17 protein-coding genes are annotated in these 22,633 nt (G+C 73.4%); 6 read left to right on the forward strand and 11 right to left on the reverse strand.

The genetic code is table 11. The features are described from left to right. Positions 1-90 precede the first annotated feature (90 nt). On the reverse strand, positions 91-933 hold the full coding sequence (locus ACIOC1_RS31760; RefSeq protein WP_401857666.1) for an endonuclease/exonuclease/phosphatase family protein: 843 nt from the start codon (positions 931-933) through the stop codon (positions 91-93). Positions 934-1,049: 116 nt separating this feature from the next. Between ACIOC1_RS31760 and cpt the strand changes: the two genes are divergently transcribed. Further along, positions 1,050-1,595 carry a chloramphenicol phosphotransferase CPT gene (cpt, locus tag ACIOC1_RS31765; protein WP_401857519.1) on the forward strand — a complete coding sequence of 182 codons (546 nt, stop codon included), beginning with the start codon at positions 1,050-1,052 and terminating at the stop codon, positions 1,593-1,595. 112 nt (positions 1,596-1,707) lie between these two features. On the opposite strand, the gene ACIOC1_RS31770 is transcribed toward cpt, so the two are convergent. The 4 genes from ACIOC1_RS31770 to ACIOC1_RS31785 form a co-directional block, all read right to left on the reverse strand. After that, positions 1,708-2,439: an alpha/beta fold hydrolase gene (locus ACIOC1_RS31770; protein ID WP_401857521.1), complete on the reverse strand. Its 732-nt coding sequence runs from the start codon at positions 2,437-2,439 to the stop codon at positions 1,708-1,710. Positions 2,440-2,467: 28 nt separating this feature from the next. Further along, on the reverse strand, positions 2,468-4,021 hold the full coding sequence (locus ACIOC1_RS31775; protein ID WP_401857524.1) for an acyl-CoA synthetase: 1,554 nt from the start codon (positions 4,019-4,021) through the stop codon (positions 2,468-2,470). A 58-nt stretch (positions 4,022-4,079) separates the two neighbouring features. Then, positions 4,080-5,225, reverse strand: coding sequence for an NAD(P)H-dependent flavin oxidoreductase (locus ACIOC1_RS31780; protein WP_401857527.1), 1,146 nt, complete (start codon positions 5,223-5,225; stop codon positions 4,080-4,082). 214 nt (positions 5,226-5,439) lie between these two features. Next, positions 5,440-6,945, reverse strand: a complete 1,506-nt coding sequence (locus ACIOC1_RS31785; RefSeq protein WP_401857530.1) for an MFS transporter — start codon at positions 6,943-6,945, stop codon at positions 5,440-5,442. A gap of 163 nt (positions 6,946-7,108) precedes the next feature. Here ACIOC1_RS31785 and ACIOC1_RS31790 point away from each other — a divergent pair, with 163 nt between their 5' ends. Beyond that, positions 7,109-8,092 carry an Lrp/AsnC family transcriptional regulator gene (locus ACIOC1_RS31790; protein WP_401857533.1) on the forward strand — a complete coding sequence of 328 codons (984 nt, stop codon included), beginning with the start codon at positions 7,109-7,111 and terminating at the stop codon, positions 8,090-8,092. 40 nt (positions 8,093-8,132) lie between these two features. Here ACIOC1_RS31790 and ACIOC1_RS31795 read toward each other — a convergent pair whose 3' ends face one another. Both ACIOC1_RS31795 and ACIOC1_RS31800 read right to left on the reverse strand, forming a co-directional pair. Then, entirely contained in the window at positions 8,133-10,424 is a 2,292-nt protein-coding gene (locus ACIOC1_RS31795) for a tetratricopeptide repeat protein (protein WP_401857536.1), read from the reverse strand. Between the two features lie 254 nt (positions 10,425-10,678). Further along, a complete protein-coding gene (locus ACIOC1_RS31800) occupies positions 10,679-11,857 on the reverse strand; it encodes an acyl-CoA dehydrogenase family protein (RefSeq protein WP_355343944.1) in 1,179 nt (392 codons plus the stop codon). Positions 11,858-12,149: 292 nt separating this feature from the next. On the opposite strand from ACIOC1_RS31800, the gene ACIOC1_RS31805 reads away from it, so the two are divergent. The 4 genes from ACIOC1_RS31805 (at position 12,150) to ACIOC1_RS31820 (ending at position 15,976) form a co-directional block, all read left to right on the forward strand. Next, entirely contained in the window at positions 12,150-13,637 is a 1,488-nt protein-coding gene (locus ACIOC1_RS31805; RefSeq protein WP_401857539.1) for an LCP family protein, read from the forward strand. Between the two features lie 197 nt (positions 13,638-13,834). Beyond that, entirely contained in the window at positions 13,835-14,827 is a 993-nt protein-coding gene (gene dhaK, locus ACIOC1_RS31810; RefSeq protein WP_401857542.1) for a dihydroxyacetone kinase subunit DhaK, read from the forward strand. A gap of 73 nt (positions 14,828-14,900) precedes the next feature. After that, positions 14,901-15,575 carry a dihydroxyacetone kinase subunit DhaL gene (gene dhaL, locus ACIOC1_RS31815; protein WP_355343936.1) on the forward strand — a complete coding sequence of 225 codons (675 nt, stop codon included), beginning with the start codon at positions 14,901-14,903 and terminating at the stop codon, positions 15,573-15,575. Beyond that, the gene (locus ACIOC1_RS31820; RefSeq protein WP_391050151.1) at positions 15,572-15,976 is read left to right on the forward strand and encodes a PTS-dependent dihydroxyacetone kinase phosphotransferase subunit DhaM; all 405 of its coding nucleotides are present in this window, start codon (positions 15,572-15,574) and stop codon (positions 15,974-15,976) included. The genes dhaL and ACIOC1_RS31820 overlap by 4 nt, the downstream gene beginning before the upstream one ends. Before the next feature lie 76 nt (positions 15,977-16,052). On the opposite strand, the gene ACIOC1_RS31825 is transcribed toward ACIOC1_RS31820, so the two are convergent. The 4 genes from ACIOC1_RS31825 to ACIOC1_RS31840 form a co-directional block, all read right to left on the reverse strand. Further along, positions 16,053-16,310: a hypothetical protein gene (locus tag ACIOC1_RS31825; RefSeq protein WP_355343930.1), complete on the reverse strand. Its 258-nt coding sequence runs from the start codon at positions 16,308-16,310 to the stop codon at positions 16,053-16,055. Between the two features lie 203 nt (positions 16,311-16,513). Further along, complete coding sequence (locus ACIOC1_RS31830; protein WP_401313963.1) at positions 16,514-17,587, reverse strand: hypothetical protein; 1,074 nt, start codon at positions 17,585-17,587, stop codon at positions 16,514-16,516. Positions 17,588-17,782: 195 nt separating this feature from the next. Then, entirely contained in the window at positions 17,783-19,438 is a 1,656-nt protein-coding gene (locus ACIOC1_RS31835) for an MFS transporter (protein ID WP_355343925.1), read from the reverse strand. Between the two features lie 343 nt (positions 19,439-19,781). Continuing rightward, the gene (locus tag ACIOC1_RS31840) at positions 19,782-22,559 is read right to left on the reverse strand and encodes an AfsR/SARP family transcriptional regulator (protein ID WP_401857547.1); all 2,778 of its coding nucleotides are present in this window, start codon (positions 22,557-22,559) and stop codon (positions 19,782-19,784) included. Positions 22,560-22,633 lie beyond the last annotated feature (74 nt).

Raw genomic sequence — 22,633 nt, forward strand, 5'->3', positions numbered from 1 at the left:
CCTCCACACCTACAACCACCACCGCACCCACACCGCACTCGGCGGCCAGCCACCCATCACCCGCGTCAACAACCCTCCAGGTCAATACACCTAGCGCGGGTCCGGTCGGCCGCCGGTCGCCGCGCCCTGGGCCAGGTCGGCGACCACGGCCGCGTGGTCGGAGGGCCAGACGCCGTCGACCGGACGGTCACCGGCCCGGTGGGCGCGCTGGACGGCGCCGCGCGTGCCCCCGGCCGTCGGCATGCCGACGAAGATGTAGTCGAGGCAGGTGGGCCGGTTGCCGAAGTTGGCGGCGTCCTGCTGGGTGATGTCCCACGTGCCGTTCGGCAGGGCGGGGTCGGCGAACCGCCAGGCGTCGACCAGCACGAGCCCCGGAACGGCGGGCGCCGTCCGGTAGCCGCCCATCAGCCGGATCTCGTCGAAGTCCGGTTCCGCGTTGAAGTCCCCGGTGACGACGGGCGGATGCCCGCCGGTCGACCGCTCGGCCACGAAGGCGGCCAGCTCCCGCACCTGGAGGCAGCGGACCGCGGAGTCGGCGGCCCCGGAGTTGAGGTGGGTGGTGAAGAAGGGCAGCGGGCCGCCGGGCGCGTCGATCAGCGTGTGCAGCGCCGTCTTGCCGTCGTCGGCGGCGGCGTCCGCGGGCAGCCGACGCTCGGCGGTCTCCAGGATCGGGTGGCGGCTGAGCACCGCGACCCCGACGTCGACGGTGGTGTCACCGCCGTTGCGCCCGTGCCAGCGGTCCTGCACCGGGGCGCGCGACCAGGCCCACTCCATGCCCAGCTCGTCCGCCAGCCACCCGGCCAGATTCTCGTCCGCGCTCCCCCACACCTCCTGCAGGCCCACGACGTCCGGCCGGACGTCGGCCAGCGTCCGCACGATCGCGTCCCGCCGCTCGCGCCAGTTCCCGAACCGCCACCAGAGATTCCAGGTCATGACGCGGGTGGTGTCCGCCGACCCGGAACCGCTGCCGGAGCCGCCGTCGAAGCCCGTGTCCGGGCCGCTGCCGATATCCACTCGCCGGTTCCCCTCGCCGCGCCTACCGTGTCGGGATGTCCACTGAGGTGATCATTCTCAACGGCGGATCGAGTTCCGGGAAGTCCAGGATCGCCCGCTGCCTGCAAGATGTGCTGCCGCGGCCCTGGCTGACCTTCGGCTGCGACACCCTGGTCGACGCGCTGCCCGCCGCGATGCGCACCTCGGAGGACCCCGAGGGCGGCATCGGCTTCGGACCCGACGGCTCGGTGTCGGTCGGCGACGACTTCCGGCTGCTGGACATCGCCTGGGCGCGGGGCATCGGGGCGATGGCCCGCGCGGGGGCCAGGATCGTCGTGGACGAGGTTTTCCTCGGCGGGCCCGACTCCCAGGAGCGCTGGCGCACCGCCCTGACCGGCCTCGACGTCCTGTGGGTCGGGGTGCGCTGCGACCCCGAGGTGGCGGCGGCCCGCGAGGCCGCCCGCGGCGACCGCGTCACCGGCATGGCCCGCTCCCAGGCCGACCTCGTCCACCGCGGTGTGCGCTACGACCTGGAGGTCGACACCAGCCGCACGCCGTCGCTGGCCTGCGCCCGTACGATCGCCGCCCGCGTCACCGGCTGACCGCCGCCGGACGACGGCACCGGGCACCCACGACGGCCACGCCGCCCGTCGGTCACGGTGTCAGGCGGCGCGGCCCCCGTCGCCGGAAGGCGCCGACCGTACCCGTCGGACCTCAGCCCCGCGCCCCGTCCGCCGGCCGACCGGCCGGGACCGGGGACAGGAAGGCCCGCACCTCGCGCAGGAATTCGGCCGGGCGGTCGTCGTGGATCATGTGACCGGCCTCGATGGTGACCAGGCGGCAGTCGGGGATGCGGCCCGCGACCCGGGCGAGCTGGTCCTGGCGCAGGTGGCTGCTCGGGCCGCCCGCGACGAGCAGGGTGGGCGCGGTGATCGCGGTGAGGTCGCGCCACCAGGCCGGGTCGGGGTCGTTGCGCTGCGCCGCGACGGCGGGCAGCAGACGCCAGTCGTACGGGGTCGGCTCCTCGGGGGCTTCGGTCGGGACGGGGCGCGGCGGGTCGGCGGGGAAGGGCAGCGGGCCCTCCTCCAGTACGAGCCGCCGTACGGCGTCCGGCCGCGCGATGGCCGCCAGCGACGCGGCGAACGTGCCCAGCGAGTGGCTGACCACCGTCACCCGCCGCAGTCCCAGCGCGTCGAGGAAGCCGAGCACGTCCTCCCGCAGCAGCTCGAAGGAGTACGCGCCGGGGTGTTCGCTCGCGCCGTGGCCGCGCAGGTCGGGCGCGTACGCGCGCCAGCCGTCGGCGGCCAGCGCGTCCGACACCGCGCGCCAGGACGTACGGTCCTCGCCCAGCGCGTGCAGCAGCAGGAGCGGCGGCCCGTCCGCCGGACCGGCCACCTCGTAGGCGAGCCGCACACCGTTCGCCTCGACGTTCAGAATCTCACCCATACGCCGAGGCTACGGTGCCGCGGGCCGCTCACAGCGGGCGTTCGCGCTCGGCCCAATACGGCTCGCGGAGCCGTCGCTTGTAGAGCTTGCCGTTGGGGTCGCGGGGCATCTCGGCGACGAAGTCGACGGTCTTGGGCCGCTTGTACCCGGCCAGTCTCCGGCCGCAGTGTTCGAGGATGTCGTCGGCGAGCGCCGGTCCCGGCTCGTGTCCGGGGGCGGCCTCGACCACGGCCTTGACCTCCTCGCCCCACTCGTCGTGCGGGATGCCGAAAGCGGCGGCGTCGGCGACGGCGGGGTGGGTGAGGAGAGCGGCCTCGATCTCGGCGGGGTAGATGTTGACGCCGCCGGAGATGATCAGATCGATCTTGCGGTCGCGCAGGAAGAGGTAGCCGTCCTCGTCGAGATAGCCGAGGTCGCCGACGGTGAAGAAGTCGCCGATCCGGTTGGACCGGGTCTTGGCCGCGTCCTTGTGGTAACTGAAGCCGCCGGTCTTCATGTTGATGTAGACGGTGCCGACCTCGCCGGGCGGCAGCAGATTCCCGGCGTCGTCGTGGACGGCGATCTCGCTGATCGGCCAGGCCCGCCCCACGGTGCCGGGTTTCTTCAGCCACTCCCGCGCGGTGGCGAAGGTGCCGCCGCCCTCGCTGGCCGCGTAGTACTCCTCCACGCACGGGCCCCACCACTCCAGCATCGCCCGCTTGACGTGGTCGGGGCAGGGCGCGGCCCCGTGGATCGCGTGCCGCATGGACGTCACGTCGTAGCGCCCCCGTACGTCCTCCGGCAGGGCCAGCAGCCGGTGGAACTGTGTGGGGACCATGTGCGTGTGGGTGCAGTGGTAGCGGTCGATGACGCGCAGCATCTCCTCCGGCGTCCACTTGTCCATCAGCACCACCGGGTGCCCGATGTGCAGGGCGGCGCCCGCGAATTGGAGCACGGCGGTGTGGTAGAGCGGTGAGCAGACGAGGTGGACGTTGCCGTCGAAGGGCTTGATCCCGAAGATCCCGAGGAATCCGCCGAGATACGTCTCCTCGGGCGGCTTGCCCGACAGCGGGCGGCGGATGCCGCGCGGGCGGCCGGTGGTGCCCGAGGTGTAGTTCATGACCCAGCCGCTGGTCCTGGCGTCGGGCGCGGTGGCGGGCTGTCCCGCGAGCAGGTCGGCGAAGGGGCGGAAGCCGTCGATGTCGCCGACCGCGTACCGCCGGTCCGAGGCGAACCCCGCCTCGTCGGCCGCCTCGCGGGCGGCCTCGGCGAAGCGCTCGTGCGCGATGAGCACCTTGGCGCCGGAGTCGGCGAGTATCCAGCCGATCTCGGGGGCCACGAAGTGGTGGTTGACGGGCACCAGGTAGAAACCGGCCTGGAAGGCGGCGAGATAGGCGGTGAAGAACTCGACGCCGTTGGGCAGGACGACGGCGAAGGCGTCGCCGGGCTCCAATCCGGCCGCGCGCAGCCCGTGCACGAGCCGGTTGGACGTCGCGTGCAGCCGCTCGGCGCTCCACTGCTCGCCGTCGGGCGCGGTGAGAACGGTACGGCCGGGGTCCTGTTCGGCCTGTGCCCAGAAGCCGTTGGGCGTGGACGTGCTCATCCGGTCCTCCTCAGCGGTCGTGTCTGCCGGAGCAGATCTGTTCTGCGCGTGCGGGCGGTCAGCGCCGGTCACGCCCTGGGCCGGGGGCGGCGCCGTCCCGCGCGCCGCGTCCGGCGATACGGTTCAGCCGGTCCATCGCGCGCTCGAAGCCGCGCGTGAGGTCGTCGAAGACGGCCTGGACGGGGCGCTCCTGGTTCATCGCGCCGACGATCTGGCCGACCGGTGTGCCGAGCAGCGGGCCGACCTCGTAGCGCTGGATGCGGGAGACGGCGTCGGCGACCAGCAGGCCCTGGAGCGGCATCGGCAGGGTGCCGGGGCCTGCCGGGTCCTCCCAGGCGTCGGTCCACTCGGTGCGGAGCTGGCGGGCGGGTTTGCCGGTGAGGGCGCGGGAGCGGACGGTGTCGCCCGAGCCCGCGGCGAGCAGCTTGCGGGTGAGGGCGGGCGAGTGCAGATCGGCCTCGGCGGCGGTGAGCCAGACCGAGCCGAGCCAGACGCCCTGCGCGCCCAACGCCAGCCCGGCGGCGACCTGTTCGCCGGTGCCGATGCCGCCTGCCGCGAGCACCGGCAACGGGTCGACGGCGCGCACCACTTCGGGGACGAGCACCATGCTCGCGATCTCCCCGGTGTGGCCGCCCGCCTCGTAGCCCTGGGCGACCACGATGTCGATGCCCGCCTCCTGATGGTGCCGCGCGTGCCGGGCGCTGCCGGCGAGCGCGGCGACCAGCACACCGTGGTCGTGGGCCCGGCGCACGACGTCGGCGGGCGGTGAGCCCAGCGCGTTGGCGAGCAGCTTGATCGGGTAGTCGAAGGCGACGTCGAGCTGGTCGCGGGCGACCTTCTCCATCCAGCCGGTGATCCGCCAGCCCGCGCGCTCGTCGGCGGCGAGTGTGGGGACGCCGTGTTTGGTCAGCAACGCCTCGACGTAGGCGCGGTGTTCCGGCGGGATCATCGCCTCGATGTCCGCCTCGGTGACTCCCTCGACCTTCTTCGCGGGCATCACGACGTCGAGGCCGTACGGCAGTTTGTCGGTGTGCCCGTCCAACCAGTCGAGGTCGCGGGCGAGTTCGTCGGGGGCGGAGTAGCGGACCGCGCCCAGGACGCCCATGCCGCCCGCGCGGCTGATCGCGGCGGCGACCGCGGGGAACGGCGTGAAGCCGAAGACGGGGTACTCGATGCCCAGCCGTGTGCTCAGCTCGGTCTCCATGGGGGGCAGGATGCCGCAGCCGGTGTGGAGAGGGAAGAGATTTTCTGACGCGGTGTCAGATTTCTGCGACCCCGCGCCCGTCACGCGGGGCCGCGACGCCCGAGCGCGCCACACGTCGGCGACACTCCCGGCCGCCCCCAGTCACATCAGCGGCGCTCCCGGCCGCCGCCCCCCCCCGTCACGTCGGCGACACTCCCGGCCGCCCCCCGTCACATCAGCGGCTGTCGCCGCCCTCGCCGCCCCGCCGCACCGTCATCACCGCCGCCGCGACCGCGGTCGCCGCCAGGATCGCGGCGGCCGTGCCGAGGGCGGCCTGCGCGGCGGCGCGCGGTGTGCCGTCCCCCGCGAGGTAGACGCCGCCGATGACGGCGACGCCGATGGTGCCGCCGAGTTGCTGGACGGCGTTGAGCAGCCCGGCGGCCGAGCCGGTCTCCTGCCGGCCGACGCCGCTCAGCGCGGTGGTGAAGAACGGCGGGGTGAACAGCCCGGTGCCCAGGCCCGCGACGGCGAGCGCGAACAGCAGCGCCGTCGGGTACGCGTCGGGCGCGGCGGACCGGTAGGCGAGGACCGCGCCGCCGATCCCGACGCCGAGGAAGGCGATCCCGGCGTGCATGACGCGGGTCCCGTAGCGCGGGACCAGACGGCCGCCCGCGGCCACCGACCCCGCGGACAGCCCGAGCGACCAGGGCAGCATGGTCAGTCCCGCGGTGAGCGGGCCGCGGCGCAGGCCCAGTTCGAGATGGAGGACCACGGTGATCATGACGCCGTTCATGACGGCGAAGAACAGCGTGGAGGTGGCGAGCGCGGCGGGGAAGGCACGGCCGCGCAGCAGGGCCGGTTCGATCAGCGGCGCCCCGCCGCCGCGCGCGGTGCGCCGCTGGTGGACGACGAACAGCGCCAGTACGGCGGCGCCGACGGCCGCCACCGCCCATCCGGCCGCTCCGGGCGAGCCGGTGGCCAGCGGGCACACCACCAGCGCGGTGCCCGCCATGGCCAGCGCCGTCCCCGCAGGGTCGAGGCGCGGCCGGACCGGGGCGCGGTCCTCGCGCAGCCGTCGCGCGACGGCCAGCACGACGACCGCGAGCGGGACGTTGACCATGAAGCAGGCGCGCCAGGACGAGCCGAACAGGTCGGCGTGCGTCAGGACCCCGCCGAGCACCGGGCCGAGGACCGCGGACAGGCCCATCACCGGGCCGATCGTGCCCAGCGCCTTGGCCAGTTCGTCGCCGTCGAACATCGCGCGGATCAGGCCGAAGGTCTGCGGGATGATCAGCGCCGCCGCCGCGCCTTGCAGCGCCCGCAGTCCGATCAGCGTCTCGGGGGTCGGCGCGAGCGCGCACGCCAGCGACGTGACGGCGAAGGCCGTCACCCCGATCCGGAAGACCCGGCGGCGGCCCGCGATGTCGCCGAGCCGGGCGCCGGTCAGCAGCCCGAGCGCGAACGCGAGGGTGTAGGCGGCGCTGAACCACGGGATGGCCGCTGCCGCGCCGCCGAGGTCGGTGTGGATGACCGGGCCCGCGACCTGCACGATCGTGGCGTCCAGCAGATTCATCGCCTCCGCGACCAGCACGGCGGCCAGCGCGATCCACCGCCAGGGGTACGCGGACGGCGGTACGGAACCGGCCGCCGGTCCCTCACCTGTGCCGGGACCCCCGGTCACGGCGGGCGCGCCGTGCGGGTCGTACGTGTCGTGCGTCTCGTGTCCTGTGCTGCGGGACATGCCTCTCCCCTGCGTACGGGTGCGCGGTTGGTCGTCCGTGCGCGTGGTCCGTCTCGCGACGCCCCGGCCCCGTGACCGACGACCACCACCGTCCCGCCCGTACGGCACCCGCTTCCATTTCCGTGGCAGAATTCGATGATTACTTCCATCGAGGTCGGCTGATATGACGAAGGCGCTCGCACTCGACGATCTGGACCGCGGCCTGATCCACGCCCTGCAAGTGGACGGCCGGGCGCCGTTCACGCTCGTCGCGGACGTCCTCGGCTGCTCCACCCAGACCGTCGTACGCCGCTACCGCCGCCTGTACGCGCACGCGGGCCTCCGGGTGGTCGCGCTGCCCGCGCCGCGCAGCGCCGGTATCCACCAGTGGTTCGTACGGCTGACCGCCGCCACGCGCGCCGCGCACGACATCGCGGTCGCCCTCGCGCGGCGCCCCGACACCTCGTGGGTACGGCTGACCTCGGGCGGCACCGAGATCGTCGCGATCATCCACACCCAGCCCGCGGGCCCCGACGCGCACGCGCTGCTGCTGCGCGACATCCCCCGTACCGCCGGGATCACCGCGGTGTCCGCGCACTACCTCCTGCACACCTACGTCGGCGGACCGACCGCCTGGCACGGACGGGTCGGTGTCCTGGACGCCGCACAGCGGGCGCGGCTGCGCGCCGAGAGCGCCGCCGAGGAGCCGGACGCCTCGCCGTATCTCCTCACCGGCTCCGACCGCCTCCTGCTGGACGCGCTGCGCGACGACGCCCGGATCAGCTACGCGGAACTCGCCGCCGCGACCGGCTCCACGGCCGCCACCGTCGCCCGCACACTCGCCGAACTGCGCACGCGCGGCGCGCTCTTCCTCGACGTGGACATCGAACCCGCGGTGCTGGGCGTGACCGTGTCGGCGCTGCTGTGGATGCAGGTGAAGCCCGCGCATCTGGACGCGGTCGCCACGGAGTTGGCGGGGCACCGGGAACTGGCGATGGTCGCGGCGACGACCGGGCCGACGAATCTGGTCGCGCAGGCGCTGTGCGCGGACGCGGAGGAACTGCACCGCTATCTGACCCGCGAGGTCGCGCTCGACCCGATCGCGCGGATCGAGACGGCGCCCGTCCTGCGCACCTACAAGGCCGCCGCGACCCTCCGGATCGGCTGAGGACGGGGCCGAGGGGCCGGGACCGGATCGGACCCGCCGCTCACAACCGCTCGGGCGCGCCCTGCTGTTGGGCGGAGACACGGCGGTACAGGGCCTGCGCCTCGGCGGTCCTGCCGAGCTGTTCCAGGCAGTGCGCCTCGTCGTTGCGACTGGTGAGGGTGTCGGAGTGGTCGGCGCCCAGCACGCGCTCGCGCGCCTCGGCGACCTCGTGGTAGACCGCGAGCGCGGTCGACCAGCGTCCCAGCCAGCCCAGCCCCACCGCTATCTCCCGCTTGCTGACGAGGGTGTCGGGGTGCTCCGCGCCCAGCACCCGCTCGCGCACCGCCGCCACGTCGCGCGCCTCGGCCAGCGCCCGGTCCCAGTGGCCGAGCCGTCCCAGATTGACCCCGAGCGCGTGCCGGGCCCGCAGCGTCTCGGCGTCGGTGGAGCCCCCGGTCCTGGTCCTGGCGTCGACCAACTCCTCGTACAGCGCGAGGGCGTCGCCGCTGCGGCCGAGCCGTCCGAGGCAGATGCCGGTCTCGTAGCGCGCGGCCAGTGTGTCGGAGTGGTCGGCGCCCAGCACCCGGGCGCGCGCGGCGGCCACGTCGCGGTAGGTGGCCAGCGCCTCGGCCCAGCGGCCCGCGCGGCCCTGCGCGTAGCCGACCTCGAAGCGGGTCACCAGCGTCTCGGGGTGATCGGCGCCCAGCACCCGCGCGCGGGCGTCGGCGACCTCGACGGCCATCGCGTACGACTCGTCCGTCCGGCCGAGACGGCCCAGGTTGAAGGCCAGATTGTGCTTGCAGTGCAGGGTGTCGGGGTGGTCCGCGCCGACCGTGCGCTCGCGCGCCGCCAGCACGGCCGAGTAGATCTGGTGGGCCTCCAGGTAACGGCCGAGGCTGCCCAGCGCGTACGCGGCCTCGTGCCGGGCCACCAGCGTGTCCGGGTGGTCGGGGCCGAGGACCCGGCGGCGTACGTCCGAGATGTACTCGTACAGCCGCAGCGACTCCTCGGTGCGGCCGAGCCTGCCCAGGCAGAAGGCGGCCTCGTGGCGGCTGGCCAGGGTGTCGGGGTGCTCGGTGCCGAGCGCGCGGTCGCGGGCGGCGGCGACGGAGGTGTGCAGGTCGTACGCCTGCCGCCAGTTGCCGACCCGGCCGAGGTCGATGCCCTCGGTGTGCCGGGCGGCGAGCGCGGCCAGGGTGTCGGGGCCCGCGGCGGCGACGACCACGCGGGTGGACCAGGCGCCGGTGAGTTCGTGGTGCGGCGCGTCGGGGATGCGGTGCGCGCGGGTGGAGCGCGCGGCGGAGCCGGTGGTCAGTCCGCTGGCCCAGGACGGCAGCGCCGAGGGACGCTCGGCGGCGGCCGCGCCCGCCGCCGCCCGCATGGCCTTGAGCCGGCCGCCGACGTCAGCGGCGTCCTGCGGGCGGTCCTCCGGGTCCTTGGCGAGCAGGTCGAGGATCAACCGGTCCAGTTCGGCGGGGAGTTCCGGCCGCGTCATCCGCGGCGGGTCGGGCGCGGTGTCGCGGTGGCCGACCAGGATCGACCAGGCGTCCTCCAGGTCGAACGGCGGCCGTCCGGTGGCCAGTTCGTACAGCACGCAGCCCAACGAGTAGAGGTCGCTGCGCTGGTCGACCTCGGAGACCGCGCCGATCTGCTCGGGCGACATGTAGTGCGGGGTGCCCATCGCCATGCCGGTGCCGGTGAGCCGGGAGGTGAAGCCGATGTCGTGGCCGAGCCGGGCGATGCCGAAGTCGCAGATCTTCACCGCGCCGTCGCTGAGCCGCATGATGTTGGCCGGTTTCAGGTCGCGGTGCACGATGCCCTGGGTGTGCGTGTACGCGAGGGCGTCCGCGACCTGTTCAGCGATGTCGGTGATGTCGGGGACCGGCAGCGGATGGCGCCGCGCGTCGTCCAGCACCTGGAGCAGATTGCGGCCGTCGAGCAGTTCCATCACCAGGTAGAGGACGCCGTCGTGTTCGCCGAAGTCGTGCACGACGGTGACCCCGCGGTGCTGGAGGGACGCCGCGACGCGCGCCTCGCGGCGGAAGCGCTCCTGGAGGACGCGGGTGAATCCCGCGTCGCCCGCGTGGCCGACCGGTTTCAGGCACTTCACCGCGACCCGGCGGCCCAGCGACTCGTCCAGCGCACGCCAGACCTCGCCCATGCCGCCGCGGCCGATCAGTTCGTGCAGCCGGTACCGCCCCTGGATGAGGGTCCCCAGTCCCTCGGGGCCGTTCCCCTGCCCGCGTCCCGGTCCGTGTCCCTGCTCGCGCCCCTGCTGGTAGGTCTGTTCGCGTCCCTGGCCGTGTCCCTGTGGATGTCCCTGGTCGTGTCCGTCGTGATGTCCAGCCGCCATCGCGTGCCGCCGCCCCCGTGGTCCTCGGTGCTTCCCCGGTCCCAGTATGGCCGCGACCGCCGACAAGCGGCACAGCGCATCAGGGCAAAACGGCCGCGGACTCGCGAAGCCGCGGCCCGCCGGGCGGGTGACGGGTGACGGGCGCCGGGCCCCACCAGTCGGACCGACGGCCGGGTGACGGCTCCGACCCGCCGGACCGCCACGGGCACGCGCCCCGACGGGGGCCGAACAGCCGGGCGCCCGCCGGTCAGGTCCTAGCGGCGGACGCGCGGCATGCCCAGGCCGATCCAGGAGATGATCTCGCGCTGGATCTCGTTGTTGCCGCCGCCGAAGGTGAAGATGACGGCGCTGCGGTAGCCGCGTTCCAGCTCGCCGTGGAGCACGGCGCCCGCCGAGCCCTCCTTCAGCGGTCCGGCCGCCGCGGTCACCTCCATCAGCCAGGCGTACGCGTCCCGCCGGGCCTCGCTGCCGTAGACCTTGACCGCGGAGGCGTCCTGCGGGGTGAGGGTGCCGCGCTGGAGGGCGTCCACCATCTGCCAGTTGAGCAGCTTCATGGCGTCGAGCCGGGTGTGCGCGCGGGCCAGCCGGCCGCGGACCCAGCCGAGGTCGATGACGCGGCGGCCGTCGTCGAGCTTGGTGTCGGCGGCCCAGCGCTGGACGTCGTGCAGGGCGCGGATCGCCATGGTGCCGTGCGCGGCCAGCGTGACCCGCTCGTGGTTGAGCTGGGTGGTGATCAGCCGCCAGCCCTTGTTCTCCTCGCCGACCCTGCGGGTGACGGGCACGCGGACGTCGTCGTAGTAGCTGGCGGTCGTGTCGTGCGAGGCCAGGGTGTTGATCACCGTGCAGGAGTAGCCGGGGTCGGTGGTCGGCACCAGCAGCATGCTGATGCCCTTGTGCGGCGGCGCGTCCGGATCGGTGCGCACCGCGAGCCACACCCAGTCGGCGGTGTCGCCGTTGGTGGTCCAGATCTTCTGGCCGTTGACCACGTACGTGTCGCCGTCGCGCACCGCGCGGGTCTTGAGCGCGGCGAGGTCGGTGCCCGCGTCGGGCTCCGAGTAGCCGATGGCGAAGTCGATCTCGCCCGCGACGATCTTCGGCAGGAAGTACGCCTTCTGCTCGTCGGTGCCGAACTGCATGATCGTCGGACCGACGGTGTTGAGTGCCATCAGCGGCAGTGGCACCCCGGCCTGCGCGGCCTCGTCGAAGAAGATGAACTGCGCCATCGGCGTCATCCCGCGTCCGCCGAACTCGGTGGGCCAGCCGATCCCGAGCCAGCGGTCGGCGCCGAGCTCGCGGATCGTCCGCCGGTAGAAGTCCTTGCGTGCGGCGGGGTCGTCGTGCCGGGCGTAGGCGTTGTCCGGTACGAGACCGGCGAAGTAGTCGCGCAACTCGGCGCGCAGCCGCCGCTGTTCGGGCGTGTATTCCAGGTCCACGGCCCCTCCTGAACTCTTCGGGACTCCCGTCGGGACGCACCGGCGGTGCCGGCCGCTGCCCCGATACCGGCGCACACAGTAGAACGCGTTCCAGAAATTCGGAAGGGCCGTGCGAGGGGCGGCGACGGCCGATAGCCCGGCGCGGGAACGGGGGCGGCCGGGTGCCGCGACGGTCCACGACACCCCGCCCGCGGGCAGCCGGGATTCGCCGCCGCCGTGGGTGATACTGCAATTTCGCTGGTGGGCGCCGTGTCCACCGGTCCGTGGACGGACGCGAGGGACGCACACACGTATGGCCGACGGGCAGGACGACCCCCACGAGGACGACCGGACCGGGCCGCCGGGGGCCGGCGGGGAACCGGTGGCCGAAGGAGGGGAACCGGGAGCCGAAGGCGGGGAAGCCCCCGAGGAGGACATGCCGTCCGCGCCGGGCGCCACAGCCCTCGGCGTCCGGCGGTACCGAGGGCGGCGGACGATGCGGGTGACCGCGCTCGCCGTCTCCGTCCTGGTCCTGCTGACCGCCGCGACCGGCGCCTTCCTCTACCTCCGCCTGGACGGCAACATCCGCGACCTGCCCCTGTTCGGCGGGGTCGGCGGCGACGCGGGCACCGAGCGGGCCGACGCCTTCGGCAGGACCCCGATCAATGTGCTGGTGATCGGCTCCGACACCCGCGCGGACCCGGAGGACTGCCGGCTCGGCGGCGACTGCGGCCCGGGGCAGAACGCGGACGTGGGCATGGTGCTGCACATCTCCGCCGACCGCTCGCACGCCTCGGTGCTCAGCATCCCCCGCGACACGGTGACCGACCTGCCCGCCTGCCGCGACCCGCACGGCGGTGTCACCGAGCCCCGGCACGCCCAGATCAACTCCACGCTGCGCTACGGGCCCGGCTGTACGGTCGCGGCCGTGCACGCGCTCACGCGGATCCCCATCGACCACTTCGTGATGGCCGACTTCGCGGGCGTGGTCCGGATGTCCGACGCGGTCGGCGGCGTCCCGGTCTGCGTGGACCGCAATGTGTACGACTCCTACTCGCACCTGAAGCTGGCCAAGGGCAGGCACGAACTCCAGGGCACGGCCGCGCTCCAGTTCCTGCGCTCGCGCCACGCGTTCGGCGACGGCAGCGACCTCGGCCGTACGGACGCGCAGCATCTCTTCCTCGGCGCGCTCGCCCACCGGCTGCGCGAGAACAGCACGTTCACCGACCCGGCCTCGCTGCTGGACCTCGCGGACGCGGCCACCCGGGCGCTGACCGTGGACACCCGGCTCGGGAGCGTCTCCCGGCTGGTCGGCCTGATCGACGACCTGCGCAAGGTGCCGTCGGCGCGGATCGCGTTCGTCACCATGCCCAACATGCCCGATCCGGAGGATCCCGACCGCGTGGTCGTCTCGCACTCCGGCCGCCGCCTGTTCGCCGCCATCGCGGCCGACCTCCCGCTGACCGTCACGGACTCCCGGGCGATCGACGGCAAGCCCGACGATCCGACGGACGCCACGGGCCCCACGGACTCCGCGGATTCCACGGCGGGGGTCACGGGTGGTGACGACGGCGACCCGTCAGGGGACGCGACGCGGGACCCCTACGGCGGCGAGGCGGCCACCGCCACCCCGCGCCCGACTCCGGCCCCGCCCCTGACCCACGCCTTCGGCCGTACCGCCGGCGGAAAGACCGCCTGCGCGCGGGTCGCCACCGGACCCGCGGTCACCGTGCGTGGCGAGACCCTGACCCCGAGCGCCGCCTTCCGCGCCACCCCCTGGATCCCGGTCTCCGCGCCCTGACCGCCCCGCTCACCTGAGCACACGGGTGCGGAACGCGCTGTGCGGCGCGTATGCGGCGATACTGGGGGGAGACGCGACAGCCCGGCCGGAGCATGCCGTGGGCCGACCGGGCAAGGCGGTCCCCGAACCGCGTCCGGCCCCTTGACCTGGACGAGGGCCCCCGGGCGCCGCACTGCCGACCTTCTCAGGAGGTACTGATGAAGATGCTGATCAACGTCGCCGAGACCGTGGTCGCCGACGCGCTGCGCGGGATGGCGGCGGCGCATCCGGAGCTGACCGTCGACGTCGAGCGGCGGGTGATCGTGCGGCGGGGGGCGCCGTACGAGGGGAAGGTCGGTCTGGTGTCCGGCGGTGGTTCCGGGCACGAGCCGCTGCACGGCGGATTCGTCGGACGCGGGATGCTGGACGCCGCCTGTCCCGGCGAGGTCTTCACCTCGCCCGTGCCGGACCAGATGGTACGGGCCGCCGCCGCGGTCGACAGCGGGGCCGGGGTGCTGTTCATCGTGAAGAACTACACCGGTGACGTGCTCAACTTCGACATGGCCGCCGAGCTGGCGGAGGACGAGGGCGTGCAGGTCGCCAAGGTCCTGGTCAACGACGACGTGGCGGTGGTCGACAGCCTCTTCACCGCGGGACGGCGCGGTACCGGTGCGACGCTCTTCGTGGAGAAGCTGGCGGGCGCCGCGGCCGACGCGGGATCGCCGCTCGACCGGGTGGCGGCCGTGGCCCGCCGGGTCAACGAGTCCTCGCGCAGCTTCGGCGTGGCGCTCAGCGCCGTGACCACGCCCGCCAAGGGCACCCCGACCTTCGACCTGCCCAGCGGCGAGCTGGAGCTGGGCATCGGCATCCACGGCGAGCCGGGGCGCGAGCGCCGGGCCATGATGACGTCCGGCGAGATCGCCGATGTGGCGGTCGACGCGGTCGTGGAGGACCTTCAGCCGGACGGACCGGTGATCGTGCTGGTCAACGGGATGGGCGCGACGCCGCTGCTGGAGCTGTACGGCTTCAACGCCGAGGTGCACCGGGCCCTGACCGAACGCAAGGTCCCGGTCGCGCGCACACTGGTCGGTAACTATGTGACCTCGCTCGACATGGCGGGCTGCTCGGTGTCGATCTGCCAGGTCGACGAGGAGCTGCTGGGGCTGTGGGACGCGCCGGTCTCGACGCCCGCGCTGCGCTGGGGCTGCTGAGCGCCCGCTCTCCCGCGCCGTACCGACCGCTCCCGGCCACCGGCCGCCACCGCCGAAAGGACCGTACAACCGTATGAATGCCCTCCCCTCCCCCGGATCCGCCGGCTCCACCGTCGACGCGGACTTCGTGCGGCGCTGGCTGGACACGGCCACCGCCTCCGTCGACCGCGAGTCCGAGCGGCTGACCGAACTCGACTCGCCCATCGGCGACGCCGACCACGGCAGCAACATGCGGCGCGGTTTCATCGCGGCGCGCGACGCCGTCGAGCAGGAACCGCCCGGCACGCCCGGCGGCGTGCTGGTGCTGGTGGGCCGGACGCTGATCAGCACGGTCGGCGGGGCGTCGGGGCCGCTGTACGGCACGCTGCTGCGCAAGGCGGGCAAGGAGCTGGGCGACGAGGAGGCCGTCGGCGCGGACCGGCTGCGGGACGCGCTGCGCGCGGGGGTGGACGGGGTCGCCCAGCTGGGCGGCGCGTCGGCCGGTGACAAGACGATGCTGGACGCGCTGCTCCCGGCGGTGGACGCGCTGACCGGCGCGCTCGACGCGGGCGGCTCGCTGGCCGAGGGCCTGGCCGCCGCGGCCTCCGCGGCCGACGAGGGCGCGAAGGCCACCACGCCGCTGCGCGCCCGCAAGGGCCGGGCCAGCTACCTCGGCGAGCGCAGCGTCGGCCACCAGGACCCGGGCGCGACCTCGGCGGCCCTCCTGGTCGACGCGCTGGCCGCCACGGCGCGGGACGGTGCCGCGTGACCACCCCGATAGTCGGCATAGTGCTCGTGTCGCACAGCGCCTCCGTCGCGGCCTCCGTCGTCGCGCTCGCCACCGGACTGACCGGCGGCGCGGCCGATGTGCCGGTCGTCGCGGCCGGCGGCGGCCCGGACGGCGGGCTCGGCACCAGCTCCGATCTGATCGTCTCGGCCGCCCGTACGGTCGACCAGGGCGCGGGGGTGGCCGTCATCGCGGACCTGGGCAGCGCCGTACTCACCGTCAAGGCGCTACTCGCGGACGACGAACTGCCCTCCGGCAGCCGGTTGTTGAACGCCCCCTTCCTCGAAGGCGCGGTCGCCGCGGTCGTCACGGCCTCGACCGGCGCGGACCTGGACGCGGTGGCCGCGGCGGCCGAAGACGCGTACACCTACCGCAAGTTGTGAGCTGAGGCGCCGGAGAAGACCGCGGGCCCCCGCCGTCCCACAAGGGTGACGGCGGGGGCCCGCGGGCTGCTGCGGGTCAGCGTCCGTAGCTGATCAGGGCGCGGACCATGCGGCAGGTGATGTCGGACGGCGGGTGGACGCCGATGCGCTCGGCGGTGTCGTGGATCCGGCGGTTGCTCGCCTGCGCCGGGTCGTAGACGCCCGAGTCGAGCAGGGCGATGACCAGGCGCATCGTCTTGAGCCGGCGGTTGTGCGCGATGTACCACTCACGCGGCCGTCCGGCGGGAAGCGGCTTCTTCGGCAAGGACAGTAGGGGCAGTGCGGCAACGGCCATCGGCATCCTCCTGAGGCGTCGGCCAACCCTCTCGAACACTGTCGATTTTACCGCCAAGCACTGACAAAGGCCGCTGCTCAGACGGGGGTTGGGGGAGGTTCTTCCGACCCGCGCGAGGGCCCTCCACACGGCGCTTCGCGGGGCACTTCGCGGCACTTCGCAGGACATTTCACCGAGCGCCTTCGTGATCCGCCGGACAGGCCCTAGCCGCCGAGCAGCCGTACGGCGTGGTGGGCGGCGGCGAAGCAGCGCGGGTCCTCGTAGGTCGCGTACTCGCGCCGCGCCACCTCGGCGATCTTGATGGCGTGTTCGTCGCGCAGTTCGACCGCGGCCTCGACGATCCGGCGGCGCTCCGCGGGGTCGTGGGCGTCCACGGCCGGTGCGGCGGGGTCGGGTTCGCCGCGTCCGGTGAAGATGTTGAGCAGCGTTCCCGACACGTCGCGGACCGCTTCGTAGGAGGGCAGCGCGAGTTGCGGCGGCAGGTGCGGCAGCGTCATCCGGACCGCGGCGGGCGCGGTGACGGCGTGGATGGCGGGCACCGGATTGCCGCCCGGCCGCATCAGGGTGTAGCGCCCGGCGCCGATCGCGGTCAGCTCGGCGAGCGCGGCGTCCACCGACTGTTCGAGCCGCGCGTCGGCGGCGGCGAACAGCTTGGACTTCGGTCGACGGCCGAGTGTCCTGACCGCGCCCACGGCCTTCGCGCCGCGCGCGAGGGCGCCGTCCGGCGGCTGGTAGAGCGCGGCCCAGAAGGCGAGGCCGTTGGCCAGTTCATGGAGTTGTACGGTGCTGGGCGCGCCGACGGCGGTGATGCCGCGTACGGCGTGCGCGGTACGGATCACGCCGTGGGTCAGACCGGCGAACATGCCGGGAGTCAGCCGGGGCCACCACTTGACCAAGGTCTCCCGCCAGCCCGCGCCGTCGATCTCGCGCCGGAACAGCGTCGCCCAGTCGGCGAGCCGCCGGGCCTCGCCGAGCGCGGCGCGCCAGGAGTCGGGGTCCGCCGCGTCGATGGGGGCGAAGAGGTCGGGCGGCGCGCCGAGGCCGCGGTGGCCCGCGTACCACTCGACCCAGTCCGGCACCTGGTCGCCGTGGCCGAGGGCGGCCAGCGCCTCGGCTCCCATCGGGGCGTGGAGCGCGAATCCGCGCAGCTGATTGCCGGACCCGAGGAAGAACCCGGCGTGACCGAGCCGTTCCAGGGCCTCGTTGACGGCGGTGTCGTACGTGTCGTCGTGCGTGCTGTCGTACGCGTCGTCATGGCTGGGGGTGGCGTCGGGCATGGCGGGCACGGTCCCCTCGGGGTTGCGCGGAAGCGGCGGGTCGGGCGCGGGCGGTGCGGTGCGGTGAGTCGCAGTACGGTGCGGCGAGTCGCGGGCGGCGCGGTGCGGGGCGGGGCGGCGCGGTGCGGGAAACGGGCCCCGCTCCCCCTCGAACCGGGGAACGGAGCCCGCGCACCGCTGTCGCCCTGTACCGGTTCAGCCCCTGGCGGGTGCCGGGTCGGCGGGCGAGGCGGCGGCCTCCGCGGCGGCGATCTCGTCCGCGCTGAGCGGCAGCCCGTGCGGGTTGGCCGAGGCGCCGTCGATCTTCTTGACGAGCAGGCAGGACAGCGCGCCCAGCGCCATCACCACGACGGACACCAGCAGCGTCGGGTGCATGGCGTCGATGAAGCCGTGCCCGAAGACCGCGGTGCCCGCGTCCTGGATGCGGTGCGCCGCGTCGGCGGGGACGTCCGAGGGGAGCTTCAATCCCGAGGTGTTGCCCGCCACTTCGAGGTGCTTGCCCGCGTTGTCGAAGCTCTTCACGAACCCCTCGCGGTAGTCCGCGGGTACGCTCCCGGCCCGCTGCGCCGCCTGGTCCTTGAGGGAGGAGGCGAGCTGGCCCTGGAGCACCGCGCCGACCACGGCGCCCGCGAGCACGGAACCGACCTGCCGCAGCGCGTTGTTGACGCCGGACGCGGCGCCGGTGAGCTTGGGCGGCACATTGCGCATGACCTCGGTGGCCATCGGGGTGAAGGTGCAGCCCGCGCCCATGCCCATGATGAACAGCGGTGCCACGATGCCGGTCCAGCTCTGGCCGACGTCGGCCACGGACATCACCCACAGCAGGCCGCCGCCGTACAGCACGAGGCCGGTCATCAGGATGTACTTGCCGCCCAGCTTCTCGGAGAGCACACCCGCGGGGCCGGCCATCACGAAGGTGCCGACGGACAGGGGCAGCAGCACGATGCCGGACTTCATGGCGCTGTAGCCGAGGATGGACTGGAGGTAGACGGTGATCGGGAGGAAGAGGCCCACGATGCCGAACGAGATCGCGATGCCGACGAAGTTCATGATCGTGAAGTTGCGGTCCTTGAACAACGAGAACGGCACGAGGGGTTCGTTGTCCTGCTGGCCGCGCTGGTAGACCAGGAAGACCGCGAAGACCACGGCGGAGGCGGCGATCGACGTCCAGATCCAGCCGTTCCAGTTGTACTTCTGTCCCTCGATCAGCGCGAAGGAGAGCAGGAAGAGGGTCAGCGACAGCAGGACGACGCCTGGAACGTCGAAGCGGTGCTTGACCGTTCGTTCCGCGTTGGGGATGAACAGCAGGGCGCCGGCCACCGCCAGGACGCCGAGCGGGATGTTGACGAAGAAGATCCAGCGCCAGTCGATCTTGGTGACGAGCACACCGCCGACGGCCGGGCCCGCGGCGCCGGACACACCGGCCACGATGCCCCAGATGCCGAGCGCGACACCGCGCTTCTCGTGCGGGAAGACGTCGATGATCAGGGAGAGGGTCTGCGGCAGCAGCATCGCGGCGCCGATGCCCTGGATCGCGCGGAAGGTGATGAGCTGCGACGGGTTCTGCGACAGACCGCAGGCCAGGCTCGCCAGGGTGAACAGCGCGACGCCGTAGACGAAGAGGTTCTTCTTGCCGGTCAGATCGCCCATCCGGCCCGCGGTGATCAGGAGTACGGCGAGCGCCAGGGTGTACGCGTTGGTGATCCACAGGATCTGGTCGAGTGACGCGTTCAGGTGCTCCACCATGTCCGGAATGGCGATGTTGACGATCGTCAGGTCGAGCAGTGTCATGAAGAACCCGATGGACAGCACCGTCAGGATCGCCCACGGGTTGCCCCGCAACTTGTTCACAATTCCTCCTTGCCGTGGGCGTGGCAGGCGCTCACGGTCGCGTGTGTCGTTCGAGGCGGCGACGATCAGCTCTACGGCCCCAAGAGGAGCCCTCCCCGAGCGGATGTGACATCGCCGTCGGGCGGTGAGGCAGGGATCACAGGCGTGACACCGGCGCGGCCACCGGCGGGAATGGCCGAGGTGAACGCGCGGGTGCGGGGGTGTGCTCGCCCGGCGCCCGCGGCGCGGTCAGGGCGGCGAAAAGCCCCCGTGTGATGGGGAGTTCCCCCACGGAGGCTGTTGTGGGGCAGGACAAGCCCCTGGGAAAACCGTGACAGACGCCTTCTGGTCCGTCAACCGGCGACTACAGGTGGGTCACCTCGCGCAGCACGGCGACCTCGCGCGGTTCGAGCCCTTCGAGAATGGTCAGGGCGGTGCGGCGGACCTCGGTCGCGGCGGCCGTGTCACCGGCGGCGTGATGGGTGTCACCCAGATAACTGAGCGTCACGACCTCCTCGGCGAGGTCGCCCAACGCCCGGGTGATCTCCAGCGACCGTTCGAAGGCATCGACGGCCTCCGCGTACTGCCCGAGCCCGTGGTGCGCGTAGCCCAGATTGTCCCAGGCGACCGCCTGCATCGGCCGGTCGCCGAGCACGCTGTAGAGCGCCAGCCCCTGCTGACACTGCGTCAGGGAGGCGGCGAAGTCGCCGAGCCTGCCCAGCAGCCAGCCCGCCGCGTTCCGGGCCCGCGCCTCGCCGTGCTGGTGCGCGACGACGTTGAACAACTCCGCTGCCTGCTGGGCGTATTCGAGCGCTTCCTGGTAGCGGCCCCGGTGTTCGAGCACCGAGCTGAGGCCGAAGTAGGTGTGCGCGAGACCGGTGCTGTCGTCGAGGTCGCGGTAGACCCCGGCGCAGTGTTCGAGGTGGGTGAGGGCGGCCGGGTAGGCGACCAGCCACGAGTAGCTGGTGCCGAGACCCCGGTGCACGCCGGAGCGCCGGGGGCCCCAGGGGTCGGGCGGCGAGGCCGGGTTGGGGCCGCGCCGGTCGGAGACGCCCATCAGAATCCAGCCGAGCCGGTCGGAGTGCACGTCGAAGCCGTTGACATCGGCCTGCGTGACGGTGGCCATCAGGACCTGCTCCTCGGCCTCCATCCACTCCGCAGCCCGCCGCGCGTCGGCGAGCGTCTCGGGCACCGCGCCCGGCTCCGGGTCCCCCAGCGTCAGCGGGATCGGCACCGGGCTCAGCAACCTGGCCGCCGCGTGGGCGGTGTGCAGGTAGTGGTCGAGCACCCGCAGCAGGACCGTACGGCGCTCCGCCTCGCTGTCGTGCGTGGCGGTCAGCTCACCGGCGTACGCGCGGAGCAGGTCGTGGAAGGTGAAGCGGCCCGGCACATGCTCCATCACCAGGTGGGCGCGGGTCAGGTCGTACAGCGCGCGGCGCGCCTCGGCGACGGTCACCCCGGTCAGGCTCGCCGCGGCCGGGACGGTGATGTCGGGCCCCGGGTGGACCGACAGCAGCCGGAACATCCGCCGGGCGGACTCCGACAGGTGCCCGTACGACCAGGAGAAGACCGCACGCAGGTCGGTGGAGGCGTCGCCGATGTCGAGGGTGTCGAGCCGGTGGCGTACGTCGCGCAGCGCGGCGACCAGGTCGGCGAGCGACAGCCGGGGCGAGACGAGGGCGCGGGCGGCGGCGATGCTCAGGGCGAGCGGCAGCCGGGCGCACAGCTCGACCAGTTCGGCGGCTGCCTCGGGTTCCGCGGCGGTGCGCTCGGGGCCGAGGCGGCGGGCCAGCAGGTCCAGCGACTCCACCGCGCTGAGCAGGTCGAGGGTGACGGGGGTGGCGCCCTCGGCGGCGATCAGGCCGGCCAGTTGATTGCGGCTGGTGATCACCACGGCGCAGGAGGTGCTGCCGGGCAGCAGCGGCCGGACCTGGTCGGTGTCGCGCGCGTTGTCCAGGACGATCAGGACCCGGCGGCCCGCCAGCAGGGTGCGGTAGAGCGCGGCACGGGCGTCCAGTTCCTCGGGGACGCTCTCGGCGGGCACCCCGAGCGCGTCGAGGAAGCCGCGGATCGCCTCGACCGGCGCCAACGGGCGGGAGCCGGGAGCGAATCCGCGCAGATTGACGTGGAGCTGGCCGTCGGGGAAGCGCTCGGCGTTGCGCTGCGCCCAGTGGATGGCCAGCGTCGTCTTGCCGATGCCCGCGGTGCCGTCGATGGCCGAGATGACGGCGGTGCCGCCGAACTGCACGGCGTGGTCGAGGAGTTCGTCGAGCAGCTTGAGCTGTCTGCGGCGGCCGGTGAAGTGCCGTGAGGCGGCGGGGAGTTGGCGGGGCACGCGGGCCGGGGCGGCGACCGGTCCGCCCTCCGTGGCGCGCGGCTTCTCGGGGGCGGCGACCGAGGGATCATTGGCGAGAATCCGCTGGTGCAGCAGGTCGAGCGCGGGCGGTACGTCCAGCCCCATCTCGTCGGCCAGGCGGGTGCGCAGCCCGTGGAAGGCGGCGAGCGCCTCGCTCTGTCTGCCACCGCGGTGCAGTGCGAGCATGAGCTGGCTGACCGGCTTCTCGCGCAGCGGGTACTCGGCGACGATCGCGGACAGTGAGGGGACCACTTCCGTATGCCGCCCGAGGGCCAACTGGTGGTCGGTACAGGTCTCCTGGACCGCGAGCCGCCGTTCGTTCCAGGCCGCCGCCCTGGCCTCGATCACCCGCCCCGAGAGCCCGGCGAGCGCGGGTCCGTGCCACAACTCCAGCGCCGCACCCAGCAGTTCCACGCACTCGGCGAGGTCGCCCGCGACGCGCGCCGACTCCGCGGCGGCCACCTGACGGTCGAATTCGGCACTGTCCAGCGCGCCTTCGCTCACCGCCATCCGGTATCCCGCGTCTCCGACGGCCGTGATGTCCCCGGTCCCGCCGGGAGCGGCGACCAGCGCCGAGCGCAGTCGCGACACCGCGTTGCGGATCTGCTTTCCGGCCGTGGCGGGCGGAGTCTCGTCCCAGAGGGCGTCGACGAGGTGGCTGAGCGATACGGTCCTGTTGGCTTCGAGGAGCAGCAGCGCGAGGACTCGCTGTTCCCTGGGCCCGCCGAAGGGTATTCGGGTCCGACCGGACCAGGCCTCCAAGGCGCCGAGGACCCGAAACCTCACGCCGTCCCCCTTACCGGGCTCGCCCGGCGTTGTGATCGGAAACTGCATCATAGACCGCGGGCTCCAATGAGGAC

It is taken from the genome of Streptomyces sp. NPDC088197 (genome assembly GCF_044741185.1).
Classification (GTDB): Bacteria; Actinomycetota; Actinomycetes; order Streptomycetales; family Streptomycetaceae; genus Actinacidiphila.